The sequence below is a fragment of the Prevotella jejuni genome (assembly GCF_900187995.1).
Classification (GTDB): domain Bacteria; phylum Bacteroidota; class Bacteroidia; order Bacteroidales; family Bacteroidaceae; genus Prevotella; species Prevotella jejuni.
The window spans coordinates 14,827-29,413 of the sequence record NZ_FZNZ01000025.1 but is presented as its reverse complement, the minus strand read 5'-3'; the positions used below and the strand labels follow the sequence as shown (position 1 = coordinate 29,413).

The following is a 14,587-nucleotide window of genomic DNA, read 5'->3' as shown; positions in this document are numbered from 1 at the left end:
TAGTGAGGGGTGTAGCCTGATAGGGCTGGGCTATATGTGTTAAGCCAGTTCGGCTAATTCCAACCAACGAAGCTCTAATTCGTCTAATTCCTCCTTCAAGATAGGGAGCCGTTTACTCTTTTCTGTCAGTTCATCCACCGACAGATTGCCAGAGCAAAGTTCCTCTTCAAGCTGTTGCTTCTCCTCTTCTAATTGTGCAATCTTATCCGTAAGCTCTTCGTATTCACGTTTCTCTTTGAAGGACAACTTACGCTTCTGGTTGTTACGATAATCTTTCTTCGCATCGTTACCACTGGTGTTGCTACTCTTGGCTGGTTTCTGCTGTTCCTCTTCCTTAGACTTCATCTTCTGGTAATCACGGTATTGCGTGTAGTTTCCAGGGAAGTCTTGTATCTCACCATCACCTTTGAACACTAAGAGATGGTCGACAACCTTGTCCATAAAATAGCGGTCGTGAGAAACCACGATAACACAGCCAGGGAAGTCTTGTAAGTACTCTTCAAGGATTTGTAAGGTCTGAATATCCAAGTCGTTGGTAGGCTCGTCGAGTACTAAGAAGTTAGGGTTCTTCATTAAGACAGTACAGAGATAGAGCTTGCGCTTCTCTCCTCCCGACAGCTTATACACATAGTTGTGTTGTTGTTCAGGCGAGAAGAGGAAATAGTTGAGGAACTGAGAGGCTGTCATGTGCTTCCCTCCACCAAGGTCGATATAGTCTGCTATATCCGTGATGATGTCGATAACCTTCTGATCCTCACGGAACTTTAATCCCTCTTGGGAGAAGTATCCGAAGCGAACAGTCTCCCCTATGTCAAACTTTCCACTGTCGGGAGTGACGTCGCCGAGCAACATCTTGACGAAAGTAGACTTTCCCGTGCCATTGTTTCCGACGATGCCCATCTTCTCAAAGCGTGAGAAGTTGTAGTAAAACTCATTCAGAATGACTTTCTCATCAAACCTTTTTGAAACGTATTGGCACTCGAATATCTTACTACCTATATATACGCTTGACGACTTCAGACGCACTTGTCTTTCCTCAATGCGCTGCTTTGCCTTTGCTTCTAACTCATAGAAAGCCTCTTCACGATAGCGTGCTTTATGGCCACGAGCCTGTGGCATACGGCGCATCCACTCTAACTCTGTTCGGTAGAGATTGTTTGCACGCGCAATCTCAGCACGGGTGTTGTCAATTCTCTCCTGACGTTTCTCTAAGTAATAAGAGTAATTACCACGATAGGTGTAGATGGTGTTGTTGTCTAACTCTAATATCGTGTTACACACATTATCAAGGAAATAACGGTCGTGGGTCACCATGAAGATAGTCTTATTACCACGAGATAGATAGCCTTCTAACCATTCAATCATCTCTAAGTCGAGGTGGTTAGTAGGCTCGTCAAGTATGAGGAAATCTGGCTCGAGTATAAGGACATTTGCCAAGGCCACACGCTTCTGTTGCCCACCACTTAGTTGTCCCATGGGTTGATCTAAGTCGTAGAGCTTCAACATCGTGAGTATCTGCTTTGCCTTTAAGAGTCTTTCTGGGTTGCCTTCATGGTTGAAACAGGCGTCTAACACACTCTCCTCTGGGTCGAAATGCGGACTTTGTTCTAACATCCCCACACGTAAGTCATTGCGATAGATGATAGATCCGCTGTCATAACCTTCTTTCCCAGTAAGAATAGAGAGTAGGGTAGACTTCCCAGTGCCGTTTTGAGCTACGAGACCAATGTGCTGTCCTTCTGCTATAGAGAATGAAATATCCTTAAAAAGAACCTGTGCTCCGAAACTCTTCGTTAGGTTTTGGACATCAAGATAGGGTATCTGTGCCATGAGTTCTATTCTAATGTCTTGTTAATTCGGTCTATATAATCTAACACTTCTTCCTTTCCTGTCTTGTTCTCAGCTGACGTAATGAAATAGGGGGGTAGTTCCTCCCATCTGTCTTGTAGCTTCTTCATCCATAGCAAAGCATTTGATTTAGCCTTCGCAGGCGATAGCTTGTCTGCTTTTGTGAAGATAATAGAGAAAGGAACATTACTCTCTCCGAGCCAATCGACGAACTCACGGTCGATCTTCTGTTGTTCATGGCGTATGTCAATCAGCACAAATACGTTCACTAACTGTTTGCGTTGGAGGATATACTGGGCTATCATCTGCTCTAACTTGTTCCTTACTGTCTTTGAACTCTTGGCATAACCATAGCCAGGGAGGTCTACTAAATACCACTCGTTATTAATGATAAAGTGGTTGATAAGCAAGGTCTTGCCTGGTTTAGCTGATGTCTTAGCTAATCCCTTATGGTTGCAAAGCATATTGATGAGGCTTGATTTGCCCACGTTAGAACGCCCAATAAAAGCATATTCTGCCTTTGAATCCTCAGGACACTTAGCCAATGACGGTGAAGATATAGTGAATTCTGAATTCTTGATAATCATATTAATGATGTGTATGTGTTATAAACAGCTTTTCTGCAAAGATACTAAAAAGTTAATAGCTAAGAATGGTCAGTTGATAGTTTTTTCGTATTTTTGCAGAAATAAAAGAGCGGTGTACGGTAAAAGGGATACTCATCTTTTGTATTCTTGATGTTGGATATAGAAAACAAAGGACAAATGAAACAAATAAACTGGGGATTTATTGGATGTGGTGAAGTGACTGAGAAGAAATCAGGACCAGCCTTTAATGAAGTGATGGGGTCGCATGTCGTGGCCGTATTTAGCCGTAGTGAGATGAAGGCCCGTTCGTATGCTGAACGGCAGGGTATCCGTAAATGGTACACAGATGCACAAGCGTTGGTAGACGACCCTGACGTTAATGCCATCTATATCGCTACACCTCCTTCTGCCCACGCTACCTTTGCTATTATGGCAATGCGGGCTGGAAAACCTTGTTATATAGAGAAGCCTTTGGCCGCATCTTACGAAGATTGCGTACGTATTAACCGTGTGTCTGAACAGACGGGAATACCGTGCTTTGTTGCTTATTACCGTCGTTACCTACCTTATTTTAAGAAGGTTAAAGAGATTGTGGATAGTGGTGAATTGGGTAAGATACTTACTGTACAGGTGCGTTTTGCTGTCCCTCCGCGTGACTTAGACTATAAACAGAATGAGCAACTGCCGTGGCGACTACAGTCGCATATCTCTGGTGGCGGCTATTTCTACGACCTTGCGCCTCACCAACTCGACCTACTTCAGAATATGTTTGGCGTTATTGTTAAAGCACATGGCTACACAGCGAATCGTGCAGGGCTTTATTCCCTTGAAGATACAGTCAATGCTGTGTATCGATTTGAGACAGGCTTGACCGGTAGTGGTGCTTGGTGCTTTGCTGCTCATGAGAGTGCACGAGAAGATCGTATAGAGGTTTATGGGTCGAAAGGACGCCTTTCATTCTCTGTCTATACGTATGCTCCTATCCGCCTTTGCACCAGTCAGGGCGATAGACACATAGAGGTTCCTAATCCTCCTTACGTCCAACTCCCTATTATTAAGTCTGTTATAGAGGATATGCAAGGCTATGGTGCCTGCGATTGTACGAGCATCAGCGCAACACCTACTAATTGGGTGATGGACCGCATACTTGGTAAAATATAAAAGAAAGCCCTCTGGGCGTTTGTTTCTATTTAATTAATCACATGAAGCTAACTATCAACGACTACCTGTTTCTATGTCTTCTCCTATTGTTATTGGGGGGAACAAAGGCGTATGCGCTGTCCTCTACGGTTATTACCGATAGTGTTATTGTGGGAAAGGACAGTGGAGAGAGACTCCCTATTAAGCAGCCCACAGACTCTGTGCGATGGATGCGTAGAACAGAGCCATCAGTCTTGTCGAAAGAAAAAGCTGCTAAGGGCGGTAGCTTTCTACAGCGTTTCAACGAGATTGATACGTCATATATTGAGCCTCAGAAGTATAACTTCGCTTTTATGATACAGAATACTAACACGTACGAGGTGTACCGCTTGAGTAGTTCAAGCGAACAAAGCATAACCTTCGCACCTGAGGCTACGGTGCGTATAGGGCCTTACTTCGGGTGGAGATGGATATTTCTGGGTTACACACTGGACATAAAACACTTGGACTTCTGGCATAGGAATAACAATCCTCGGCAAGAGTATGATTTAAGTTTATATAGTTCAATGCTCGGACTGGATATCTATTATCGTAAAACGGGTAATGATTATAAAATCAGACAGTTGTATCTTGGGAAGAATATAGACACTGAACCAATACGTGGAACGAACTTTGGTGGACTGACGTCGACCATTAAAGGCTTCAATCTTTATTATATCTTTAATCATCGTCGGTTCTCTTATCCGGCCGCATTCAGCCAGAGTACGATACAACGTCGCTCTGCTGGTAGTCCTTTGTTGGGCATTGGTTATACACAGCATACCTTAACTGTCGATTGGAACGAACTAAATGATGTCATCAAAGAGCGCCTGGGCAATCGTGTCTCAAGTAGTCCGATTGATAGTACACTGATGTTCAGTGAGGTGAAGTACACGGATGTCTCTGTTAGTGGTGGCTATGCTTATAACTGGGTTTTTGCCCGTAACTGGGTCTTGGCAGGCTCTGTCTCCTTAGCACTGGCATACAAACGAAGTTCGGGAGACGTAACTCATCGCAGCTTCTCTATCAGTGACTTTAAGTTTAATAATATCAATATCGATGGCATCGGACGCTTTGGTGTGGTATGGAACAATAGCAGATGGTATGCAGGGATGAGTACTATCCTTCATGCTTATAACTATCGACGGAGCAACTTCTCTACTAATAACTTCTTTGGTAGTATTAATGTTTATGCTGGATTTAACTTTGGAAGGAAGAAGTGAACGTAGTTCTCTATAATATTAGATTGTTTGATGCCTAATAATAGTTTGTGGTTATCATTAGAAAAGATTGTTATGACACTAAAATACTTGCTTATTTTTACGGCACTCTTTGCCTTCTCAGCTTGTGGTGCGAAGCCTGATCAGAAAGGAAAGGGGCATGTTGCAGCAGACAAGAAGGTGACAGTACGGCAGGAGAGAACAACTGTCTCAATCGCATCCGCTACTGAACAGGCTAACACCCTACCGTCATATCTTGATGATTATACGAAGAGTGACAGTGCACTGGTTTGTCAGTTGTTGCGAGAGTTTGCACCACAACGACAGCAACTCACCAACGAAGAGCTTGTTATTAAGATTGCACGAAAGTTTATAGGGGTGCCATACGTAGCGCATACCTTAGATAAGAATGAGGATGAAAAGCTGGTTATTAATCTTCATGGATTAGACTGTACGACATACGTTGAGGCTGTTACAGCCCTTACGCTTTGTGCGAAAAGGGGCGAAACAGGCTTTGCGAACTATGTACATCAGTTAGAACAAGTGCGCTATCGAGGTGGTAAGATGAGTTATGTAAACCGTCTACACTATTTCCATTGGTGGTTAGAAGATAATGAGCGCATGGGTTTTGTGAAAGAGATAAACAACCCAGTTCCACCTTTCACAGCTGTTCAGACCTTGAAAATCAACTATATGAGCCAGAATGCAAGACTGTATGATATGTTGAAGAACAGCCCTGAACGTGTTGCAGAACTTAAGAAGTTAGAAGATGCAACCAATGGTACAAGTGTCCGTTATATCCCTAAGAGTCTACTCAATAACAGTAAGCTCCTGCGTGAGATAGTTCGTGATGGTGACATTCTTGCGATTGTCACGAGTAAACGAGAGCTCGACACAACACATCTTGGATTTGCTATATGGTACAAGGATGGGCTCCACCTCATGAATGCCTCTAATCTTAAGAAGAATGGAAATAGGGTGGTTGACCCCATAGAGACGCTCTATAACTATATGATGGCTCGTCCTGCTAACCTCGGAATACGTGTTGCTCGTATTCAATAAAAGCCTTTATTGGCTGATAAGCTACATCTATATATGAGCTTGTCATCCGTATCTTAAAATGCAAACGATACTTATAAGGATTCCGCCTTGTCCTCTTATATACTCGTGAGGAGGATTAACGCAAGTTGTTCAGAGGTTTAATACAAGTTGTCCAGAGGCTTAACACAAGTTGTGCGGCGGCTTAATACCATTACTAAAGGTCGTTGAGAGACAAGGTAAGAGCCGTTTCTAAGTGTATTCTATAAGGTAGACTCCTTCGCTTAAGCTTATCAAATCGTTATCAATAAAAGATGCTCTGACAGAGAGCGGATGGTTCTGTCAGAGCATATACTTATTTCTTCATCTTGGCTTTGCGGGCATACTCAAAGAGAGCAGCTGGTAGATGGCAATAGCCAGTGGGGTTTTTATCAAGATAGTCTTGGTGGTATTCTTCTGCAGTATAGAAATTTTTAAGGGGTTTAACCTCAACGGCTATCTTACCATTAATCTGCTTCTGCTCCTCTTCAAACACCTTCTTGATAGTGGGGAGGTCGGCTGGGTCGGTGTAATAAACACCTGTTCGATACTGACTACCACGGTCATTACCCTGCTTGTTTACACTTGTTGGGTCGATAGACTTAAAGTATAAGCCCAGTAAGAACTCCAAGCTGATAACTTTAGGGTCGTAGGTAATGTGCACAGCTTCGGCAAACTGTGTCTTATCTGTGCATACCTCCTCATACGTTGGGTTCTTGATAATACCATTGGCATAGCCCACTTCGGTAGCCGTAACGCCTTCTATCTGTTTGAGATAGTGCTCTGTTCCCCAGAAGCAACCACCTGCTACATATATTTCTTTCATTGGTCTTACTAAGTTTATATAGGCTCCGTAGCCCTTAGCCTTCATCTCTTTCAGTGGGATGAAGCGCAACGAAGCACTGTTGATACAATATCTCTTTCCTCCTGTCGATGCTGGTCCGTCATCGAAGACGTGTCCGAGATGTGCCTTACCAGTCTTACTCCTCACCTCTGTACGTATCATTCCATGTGATGTGTCAGTATGATTTGTAACGACTTTCATGTCGATTGGCTTTGAGAAAGCAGGCCATCCGCAGCCAGAATCGAACTTATCTGTAGAAGAGAAAAGTGGTTCTCCCGTTGTGACATCTACATAGATGCCCTCTCTGAACTCATGGTCATACTCATTGGTGAAAGGTCGTTCGGTGGCAGCCTGCTGTGTTACAGCATACTGTTCAGGCGTAAGCATCTTTCTAAGGGTGGCATCATCGGGACGAGTGAACTTCGTCTTAGGAGCGATGATAGAGTCAGTTTGTGTCATAGCTGTCTTTGTCTTATTGGTGCAAGCCACTGTCCCTGCCATCAGTAAGCCACAGGTAGCGGCTTCAACCATGGTTGGAAGGATTAGTGTGCACAGTATGGATAATATGTTACGCATAGTTTGTAGTGTTATGAAGAGTTTTGTTAGGAAAGCAGGAAATTACAAAGGGGGTATCAAAATCCTATCTGATGGATTCTGAAACACCCTTCTATATTTTAGTATTGATTACTGCTTCTGTAAGAAACGGTCTACCTCAATGGCAGCCATAGCACCTGTTCCTGCTGCTACAACGCCTTGACGATAGGTTGGGTCGGCTACGTCACCTGCTGCAAAGACACCCTCAATGCTCGTTGCGGTTGACTTTGGTTGGGTGATGATAAAGCCATGTTCGTCCATATCCAACTGTCCTTTGAAGAGGTCAGTATTAGGAGTATGACCGATAGCCAAGAAGAATCCGTCAATAGCAACATCAAAGTTCTCCTCGTTCTCCTCGCCCTTGAAACGAACGAGATGAGCCCCTTCGACACCGTTCTCACCAAAGAGACCGACCGTATTGGTATTGTATAGTATCTCAATGTTGTCCTTCTCTGTCACACGCTTACGCATGATTTCTGCAGCACGAAGGTATGGTTTGCGCACAATCATATACACCTTTTTTGCCAAGCCAGAGAGGTACATCGCCTCTTCGCAGGCTGTGTCACCACCACCAACGACTGCTACAACACGCTTGCGATAGAAGAATCCGTCGCAAGTAGCACATGCACTGACACCCTGACCACGGTATTTCTCCTCATCAGGCAGACCCAAGTACTTTGCACTGGCACCTGTTGCGATGATTACAGTCTCTGCTTCAATTTGGTTGCCACGCTCGTCTTCGAGGTGGAAAGGACGACTACTAAGGTCGGCTTTAACGATAGAACCATCACGAAGGTCGGCACCATAGACCTCAGCCTGCTGTCTCATCTCCGTCATAAGTTGGTTTGCATCGATTCCTTCATGGAAGCCTGGGAAGTTTTCTACTATCGTTGTTGTGGTCAACTGACCACCCGGTTGAAGACCAGAATAGAGCACTGGCTGCAGATTAGCACGTCCGGCGTAGATTGCTGCGGTGTATCCTGCAGGGCCACTACCTATTATCAGGGTTTTTACTTTCTCCATTTTAATATATTGTATGATGCCCTCTGCGTGTTAATTAACGGCAAAGAAGGGCTTGATTAATACTTTTGTAACTTTTACAGAACAAATATTATGCCAAAGCGAGACGGTTTGTTTTATTCCATAGGGAACAAGCCAAAGAGTCGGTCATCAATCATGTCGGTGACACGTTTGAAGTCTTGTGGGTTGTCTTGAAAGTCTGTTGTGTCACCATCTACAATCATCAGATGTCCTTTGTAGGTCTTAATCCACTCTTCATAACGCTCGTTAAGTCCACGAAGATAGTCTATACGCATTGTTTGTTCGTAGTCTCGTCCACGTTGTTGTATGTGATCAATGAGACGAGGGATAGAGCATCGGATGTATATCATTAAGTCTGGCAACTTTACCAAGGACAGCATCAGGTCGAAGAGGTCGGTGTAATTATTGAAGTCACGCTCTGACATGAGTCCCATATCATAGAGATTAGGAGCGAAGATACGTGCATCCTCAAAGATAGTACGGTCTTGGATAATCGTATCCTTTGATTGCGAAATCTCTACAACATCACGAAAACGCTTGTTGAGGAAATAGATTTGTAAATTAAACGACCACCGTGTCATGTCGTTATAATAGTCTTCTAAGTACGGATTATTGTCAACTGGCTCAAAGTGAGCTTTCCATCCGTAACGTTTCGCGAGCATTTTGGTGAGTGTAGTCTTACCTGCTCCGATGTTTCCTGCGATTGCTATGTGCATAATATGTTATATCTTATGGCCTATCACATGGCTACCACTTATAAGAAAGGTGGTAGCTATCAATGTTATAGGCTTTTTATTTCGTTTTTGATTGTCAGTTTGTTTATTCCTCTTTATCCTTTGCAAACCATCGTGCAACAGGAGGTTAGATACTTCTTGACAGTGTTTAGAAAAGTCCGAAAAGCTCTCTATCAATCTTGTCTGTAATGAAACCAAAGTCTTTCGGGCGGTGTTGATAGTCGAGATGGTCGACATCAATCGTCAGAACACGACCTTTATATTTATCTTTGATAAACTCCTCATACCGTTTGTTGAGGTTCTCGAGATAGTCCAAAGGCATCCTCTGCTCGTACTCCCGTCCTCGTTTCTCAATGTTAGATACGAGGTGGCTGACCGATGAACGAAGATAAATCATGAGGTCGGGGAACCGAACAGCATCCGTCATGTCCTCGAATAGCTCCATATAAGTCTCGTAGTCACGGTTGTCAAGATTACCCATGGCATAGTTGTTCTCCGTAAAGACGTAGACACCCTCATAGATAGAGCGGTCCTGTACCACTGACTCTTCACTCCTACTAATCTCAAGTAAGTCCTTAAAACGCTCCTTTAAGAAAAACACTTCCATAGGGAACGACCAGCGTTTAATGTCTTTATAATAGTCTTCTAAGTAGGGGTTGTAATCTACCGACTCAAACCTTGGCTTCCAGCCATAGCGTTTGGCGAGCATTGTTGTGAGTGTAGTCTTACCGCTACCAATGTTTCCTGCGATTGCAATGTGCATAACATAGAGTCCATGTGGCATCTTTAACATCCCTTCTAAGGAACCATTAAAGATGCCAGATGGCGTAAAGTAGTTTTTTATTTAGAATTGATTTCGTGCCTTACCAACGCATCCATTTGGCATTTGGGTATGTAGCATAGCACATACAGTAGGTGCTATATCAACGATATGTGTATCGACGTTGGTTGCACCATGCTTCACGTTCCATCCAAAGAGGAGGAAAGGAATGTGCGTGTCGTATGGGAATGGCTGTCCATGTTGGGTCCCACGGAAGTCTGGTCTGTCCTTACCTCCAAAGAACTGAGGACGGGTTACGACACCAATCTCACCTGAACGACCACGGAAATAGCCGTTCTGCATACGTTCCTTAATGGCGTCAGGCATTGTAGTCTCACTAATCTTCTCTTCATCAAAGACGTAAAGGAACTGTGGATCTTGCTTCAACCATTCTACTGACTCATCGATGATATCCTGCTTCTTACGGCCTGCGGCAGTAATGAGTGAGTCGTTCAGATAGAACTGATAGTTATCCTCACCCATAACAGGACTCACGCCAAACTTCCCTTGAAGATGGTCGTTGAGGTCTTTTACGGTCTGCTTATAATCCCATCCACCAGCTGGAATACGATGTTCACGCATATAGTTATAGTTGTGGGCAGCACCATGGTCGGCTGTAAGGAAGAGGAGATAGTTGCCTTCACCTACCTCTTTATCAAGCACCTTAAGGAACCATGCTAAGTCTTTATCCAATTGCATGTAGACTTCATGGTTCTCTTTTCCACGTGTAGAGAAGCGATGTCCGATGATGTCGGTTGACGATACGCTTATTGTAAGCATGTCTGTCTCCTTTCCTTTACCAAGTTTTTCATTCTTCAATGCGGCCTCCGCCATCTTGAAAGTCATCGTAACGCCCTGAGTCGAACCCTTGATATCAAAGTTAGGAGCCGTGTGGTTCTTTGCATTGAAGTCCTCTACCCACTGTGGAAGTTTGTCCATATAGAAGGTAGATGACACGAAGTGGCCTGCTGAGGTATCCCACCAGTAAGCCGCATCGGCTGCATGACCAGCAGGAAGGATAGAGGCACGGTCCTTCAGCGCCACACCAATCACCTTTGAACGGAAGTCTGTTGCCACTTGAAGTTCGTCTCCAATCGTAGAGGTAAGCATACGACGAGGACTCATCTGGCCCTCTTTACTATCAGAGCCGACGCTCTTCACCGTATTATCTTCACAGCAGTAAACACTCTTGTCGTTCTGATAGAAGTAGTTACCAGCAATACCTGTAAAGGCTGGGATAGAGCCTGTATAGACCGAGCTGTGGCCGATAGCCGTCACTGTTGGCGCATAGTTGATGTGTGTGTTCTCAAAGGAGAAACCTTGGTTGAGCAGTCTTTTCAGTCCGTCATTACCATACTCATCGTTGTAATAGTATAGGTAATCCCAACGCATCTGGTCGACAACAAGCCCAACAACCAGCTTTGGTCGTTGTACTTGCGCATACGTAGCTGCTGCAATCAGCAAGCCAGCTACGAGAAAAAGCAGTTTCTTCATTTTAGGTCATGTACTTAAATTATGTTGCAAACTTACGATTTTTTTTTCAAAATCTCGACTTTTTTGCCTACTTTTGCACGTGATGGAAGGATATTAAAGACAAACAAGAATTATGCAGAATATTATCGTCGCCGACAATCAAGACATCACTCGTGCTGGGATGATCTATGTGCTTTCTAAGATGAAGGGTATATCGTGTGATATAGCAGGTAGTAAGGCAGAACTGATTCGGCAGTTGAGTGGCTGTCCCGAAGCGATTGTAATATTAGATTATACGCTGTTTGACATCTCCAGCGAGTCCGATCTCCTTATCATCGGACAGCGTTTCCCGTTGTCACATCTCATCTTGTGGAGCGAAGAGTTAAGTGCCGACTTCATTCGCAGCCTTGTCAATGCAAGCAGTCGGATTAGTGTTCTTATGAAGGATGCGAAGATGATTGAGATAGAACAGTGTCTTGACTATGTCCTCCGTGGGCAGCGTTTCCTCTGTCAGCATGCTACGAATATTCTTTTAGAACCAAAGCTCACACAAGAAAAAGAGTCTGTCAACTTGACGAAGACTGAGGTCGAGATACTAAAAGAGATTGCGGTAGGACTGACGACACGTGAGATAGCAGAGAAGCGTTTCTCATCCTTTCATACTGTCAACACACATAGAAAGAACATCTTTCGTAAGTTAGGGGTGAATAATGTACATGAAGCCATCCGCTATGCGATGCGTTCTGGACTCGTAGATGCCGCTGAGTATTATATTTAAGGACAAGTGAAAGATACGACTTAACTGTTTTTTGTGTTGCTTCAAAGGCTTTTGTTTGCGTTAGAAAATAGTCTTTATTCTACCACCAAATTGTGTTTCTCGAATTATTTTCATGAAAAAAAATATTTTTCTTCACGACAAGAAATATTTTTTTTCATGAAAGTAAATCTTTTTGTTCATGAAGAAAAATCACCGACGAAAGGTTGTTTACTCTGCTGATAGCTTACATGTGTGGCTAATCGAAGCATAAAAAAGAGCCCTATCAACACCTTTCAATGTGCTGATACGGCTCTTTCAGAGGGCGTTATAACCCAATATTAAGTGCTATCTTTACTCTGGTAACTCCTTCTTAGATAGTTTAGTAGCAAGGATAAAGTAAAGAATTAAAGCAGCGTAAGCCACGAGGGAGAGTAGTTCGGAGAGGTGATTCTCCCACCAAGAAGAGTAGTCTACCTCGATGCCACCGAATTTCAGTAGGGCAGAAACAACTCCCATCAATGCACCACCAGCGATGAAGCCAGATGCTAAGAGCGTTCCCTTGTCGCCACGTGCCTTGTTGATAGCTTCGTTCTTAGAGCGAGTTGTCACGTACCAGTTGACTGCGCCGCCCACTAAGAGCGGGATGTTCAACTCTAAAGGTATGAACATACCCAGCGCAAAAGCTAAGGCTGGCACTTTGCAGCGGTCGAGTACGAGGGCAATAATTGCTCCGATGCCATAGAGAACCCAAGGTGCACCTTGTCCACTCATCAATGGCTTAATCACAGCAGCCATTGCGTTTGCTTGAGGAGCGGCCAACTTACCAGAGTTGAAGCCGTAGGTCTTATCCAAGACAATCATCACACCGGCCACAGTGGCAGCCGAGATAATTGTGCCAAGGAACTTCCATGTCTCTTGTTTCTTAGGTGTTGTACCAAGCCAATAGCCTATCTTTAAGTCGGTAATGAACGAACCTGCCATAGAGAGGGCCGTACATACAACGCCACCCATCAGTAAGGCTGCCAACATACCAGCGTTCCCTTTCAGTCCAACAGCCACCATGACGACAGAAGCAAGGATAAGTGTCATCAGCGTCATACCTGATACAGGGTTGCTTCCAACGATTGCAATGGCATTAGCTGCCACTGTTGTAAAGAGGAAAGCAATGATAGTAACGAGTAGAATACCCACTACTGCATGTAATAAGTTGAAGTTCATCACACCAAAATAGAAGAAGAGAAAGGTGATAAGGAGCGTTGCTATACTTCCGAAAGCAATAATCTTAAATGAGATGTCACGCTGTGTACGGAGTACCTCGTCCTGTCCACTACCTTTCCCTTTCATCTCTCGTGCGGCCAAACCGACGGCACCTTTGATGATACCCCATGACTTTACGATACCGATAATACCCGACATAGCGATGCCGCCAATACCGATTGAGCGAGCGTAAGACTTGAAGATAACCTCTGGAGCCATCTGTCCTACGGCTGTAGTGATAGATGGGTCCCATTGGTTAAGGACTGTATCTGGGAAGATGAGTGCCATGCCTGGTACGATGAGCCACCATACCGTCAACGAACCAACACAGATGATGAAGGCATATTTAAGACCGATGATATAACCAAGACCGAGGACTGCAGCGCCAGTGTTGACCTTGAAAACGAGTTTAGCCTTGTCTGCTATCGTCTCGCCAAAACCTATCATACGACTCGTTACATTCTCATTCCACCAACCGAAGGTGGCCACAATGAAATCGTAGAGACCGCCTACAAGACCGGCAAGGAGGAGGGGCTTGGCCTGACTTCCGCCCTTCTCGCCACTTACAAGAACCTGTGTTGTGGCTGTGGCCTCGGGGAATGGATACTTACCATGCTGGTCTTTCACAAAGTACTTACGGAAGGGAATCAAGAAGAGAATACCCAATACGCCGCCTAAGGCTGCTGCAATGAAAATCTTAAAGAAATCGGCTTGTAGGTCGAGCATGTAGATGGCAGGCATAACAAAGATACCTCCCGCAACGACAGCACCTGAGCAAGCACCGATACTCTGTATGATAACGTTCTCTCCTAAGGCATTCTTACGCTTCGTAGCAGACGATACACCAATGGCGATGATGGCTATTGGGATAGCAGCCTCAAACACTTGTCCTACCTTCAAACCAAGATATGCAGCGGCAGCAGAGAATAAGACCGCCATAAGGATACCCCATGTGATAGACCAAGGACTTACTTCACGATACGACTCCTGTGGCGACATGACTGGTTTATACTCTTCGCCATCTTTCAACTCCCTAAAGGCATTCTCAGGAAGGTCGATGTTTTGATTCGCTTTATTTTCCATTGTTGATAGTATTATTTGCTTGCAAAGATAAATAAAAATCGCTTATCTTGTACCAATTCAGCATAAAATATTA

12 protein-coding genes are annotated in these 14,587 nt (G+C 44.2%); 4 read left to right on the top strand and 8 right to left on the bottom strand.

Annotation, left to right across the window (positions count from 1 at the left end; translation table 11 throughout):
- Window positions 1-39: 39 nt before the first annotated feature.
- Complete coding sequence (locus CHB62_RS10115; protein ID WP_089366743.1) at window positions 40-1,830, bottom strand: ABC-F family ATP-binding cassette domain-containing protein; 1,791 nt, start codon at window positions 1,828-1,830, stop codon at window positions 40-42.
- A 5-nt stretch (window positions 1,831-1,835) separates the two neighbouring features.
- A complete protein-coding gene (yihA, locus tag CHB62_RS10110; protein WP_009012188.1) occupies window positions 1,836-2,435 on the bottom strand; it encodes a ribosome biogenesis GTP-binding protein YihA/YsxC in 600 nt (199 codons plus the stop codon).
- A 177-nt stretch (window positions 2,436-2,612) separates the two neighbouring features.
- Here yihA and CHB62_RS10105 point away from each other — a divergent pair, with 177 nt between their 5' ends.
- The 3 genes from CHB62_RS10105 (at window position 2,613) to CHB62_RS10095 (ending at window position 5,896) form a co-directional block, all read left to right on the top strand.
- Window positions 2,613-3,596: a Gfo/Idh/MocA family protein gene (locus tag CHB62_RS10105; RefSeq protein ID WP_009012187.1), complete on the top strand. Its 984-nt coding sequence runs from the start codon at window positions 2,613-2,615 to the stop codon at window positions 3,594-3,596.
- Window positions 3,597-3,637: 41 nt separating this feature from the next.
- Window positions 3,638-4,837 carry a DUF4421 domain-containing protein gene (locus CHB62_RS10100; RefSeq protein ID WP_089366742.1) on the top strand — a complete coding sequence of 400 codons (1,200 nt, stop codon included), beginning with the start codon at window positions 3,638-3,640 and terminating at the stop codon, window positions 4,835-4,837.
- Window positions 4,838-4,909: 72 nt separating this feature from the next.
- The gene (locus CHB62_RS10095; protein ID WP_089366741.1) at window positions 4,910-5,896 is read left to right on the top strand and encodes an N-acetylmuramoyl-L-alanine amidase-like domain-containing protein; all 987 of its coding nucleotides are present in this window, start codon (window positions 4,910-4,912) and stop codon (window positions 5,894-5,896) included.
- Window positions 5,897-6,227: 331 nt separating this feature from the next.
- On the opposite strand, the gene CHB62_RS10090 is transcribed toward CHB62_RS10095, so the two are convergent.
- The 5 genes from CHB62_RS10090 to CHB62_RS10070 all read right to left on the bottom strand — a co-directional run bounded on the left by CHB62_RS10090 (window position 6,228) and on the right by CHB62_RS10070 (window position 11,438).
- Window positions 6,228-7,331 carry a bifunctional methionine sulfoxide reductase B/A protein gene (locus CHB62_RS10090; RefSeq protein WP_089366740.1) on the bottom strand — a complete coding sequence of 368 codons (1,104 nt, stop codon included), beginning with the start codon at window positions 7,329-7,331 and terminating at the stop codon, window positions 6,228-6,230.
- Between the two features lie 108 nt (window positions 7,332-7,439).
- Window positions 7,440-8,372 (bottom strand): thioredoxin-disulfide reductase, encoded by a 933-nt coding sequence (trxB, locus tag CHB62_RS10085; protein ID WP_089366739.1) that lies wholly within the window; start codon window positions 8,370-8,372, stop codon window positions 7,440-7,442.
- A 113-nt stretch (window positions 8,373-8,485) separates the two neighbouring features.
- The gene (locus CHB62_RS10080; protein ID WP_009012182.1) at window positions 8,486-9,106 is read right to left on the bottom strand and encodes a deoxynucleoside kinase; all 621 of its coding nucleotides are present in this window, start codon (window positions 9,104-9,106) and stop codon (window positions 8,486-8,488) included.
- Window positions 9,107-9,272: 166 nt separating this feature from the next.
- Window positions 9,273-9,887: a deoxynucleoside kinase gene (locus CHB62_RS10075; protein ID WP_089366762.1), complete on the bottom strand. Its 615-nt coding sequence runs from the start codon at window positions 9,885-9,887 to the stop codon at window positions 9,273-9,275.
- A gap of 81 nt (window positions 9,888-9,968) precedes the next feature.
- On the bottom strand, window positions 9,969-11,438 hold the full coding sequence (locus tag CHB62_RS10070; RefSeq protein ID WP_089366738.1) for an alkaline phosphatase family protein: 1,470 nt from the start codon (window positions 11,436-11,438) through the stop codon (window positions 9,969-9,971).
- Between the two features lie 112 nt (window positions 11,439-11,550).
- Between CHB62_RS10070 and CHB62_RS10065 the strand changes: the two genes are divergently transcribed.
- A complete protein-coding gene (locus CHB62_RS10065; RefSeq protein WP_089366737.1) occupies window positions 11,551-12,195 on the top strand; it encodes a helix-turn-helix transcriptional regulator in 645 nt (214 codons plus the stop codon).
- A 330-nt stretch (window positions 12,196-12,525) separates the two neighbouring features.
- On the opposite strand, the gene CHB62_RS10060 is transcribed toward CHB62_RS10065, so the two are convergent.
- Window positions 12,526-14,514: an OPT family oligopeptide transporter gene (locus tag CHB62_RS10060; protein ID WP_009012178.1), complete on the bottom strand. Its 1,989-nt coding sequence runs from the start codon at window positions 14,512-14,514 to the stop codon at window positions 12,526-12,528.
- Between the last annotated feature and the right edge of the window lie 73 nt (window positions 14,515-14,587).

What these genes read in the sequence shown, in the direction of transcription:
- CHB62_RS10115 (WP_089366743.1), bottom strand. Translation starts at nt 1,830, where the DNA reads ATGGCACAGATACCCTATCTTGATGTCCAAAACCTAACGAAGAGTTTC.
- yihA (WP_009012188.1), bottom strand. Translation starts at nt 2,435, where the DNA reads ATGATTATCAAGAATTCAGAATTCACTATATCTTCACCGTCATTGGCT.
- CHB62_RS10105 (WP_009012187.1), top strand. Translation starts at nt 2,613, where the DNA reads ATGAAACAAATAAACTGGGGATTTATTGGATGTGGTGAAGTGACTGAG.
- CHB62_RS10100 (WP_089366742.1), top strand. Translation starts at nt 3,638, where the DNA reads ATGAAGCTAACTATCAACGACTACCTGTTTCTATGTCTTCTCCTATTG.
- CHB62_RS10095 (WP_089366741.1), top strand. Translation starts at nt 4,910, where the DNA reads ATGACACTAAAATACTTGCTTATTTTTACGGCACTCTTTGCCTTCTCA.
- CHB62_RS10090 (WP_089366740.1), bottom strand. Translation starts at nt 7,331, where the DNA reads ATGCGTAACATATTATCCATACTGTGCACACTAATCCTTCCAACCATG.
- trxB (WP_089366739.1), bottom strand. Translation starts at nt 8,372, where the DNA reads ATGGAGAAAGTAAAAACCCTGATAATAGGTAGTGGCCCTGCAGGATAC.
- CHB62_RS10080 (WP_009012182.1), bottom strand. Translation starts at nt 9,106, where the DNA reads ATGCACATAGCAATCGCAGGAAACATCGGAGCAGGTAAGACTACACTC.
- CHB62_RS10075 (WP_089366762.1), bottom strand. Translation starts at nt 9,887, where the DNA reads ATGCACATTGCAATCGCAGGAAACATTGGTAGCGGTAAGACTACACTC.
- CHB62_RS10070 (WP_089366738.1), bottom strand. Translation starts at nt 11,438, where the DNA reads ATGAAGAAACTGCTTTTTCTCGTAGCTGGCTTGCTGATTGCAGCAGCT.
- CHB62_RS10065 (WP_089366737.1), top strand. Translation starts at nt 11,551, where the DNA reads ATGCAGAATATTATCGTCGCCGACAATCAAGACATCACTCGTGCTGGG.
- CHB62_RS10060 (WP_009012178.1), bottom strand. Translation starts at nt 14,514, where the DNA reads ATGGAAAATAAAGCGAATCAAAACATCGACCTTCCTGAGAATGCCTTT.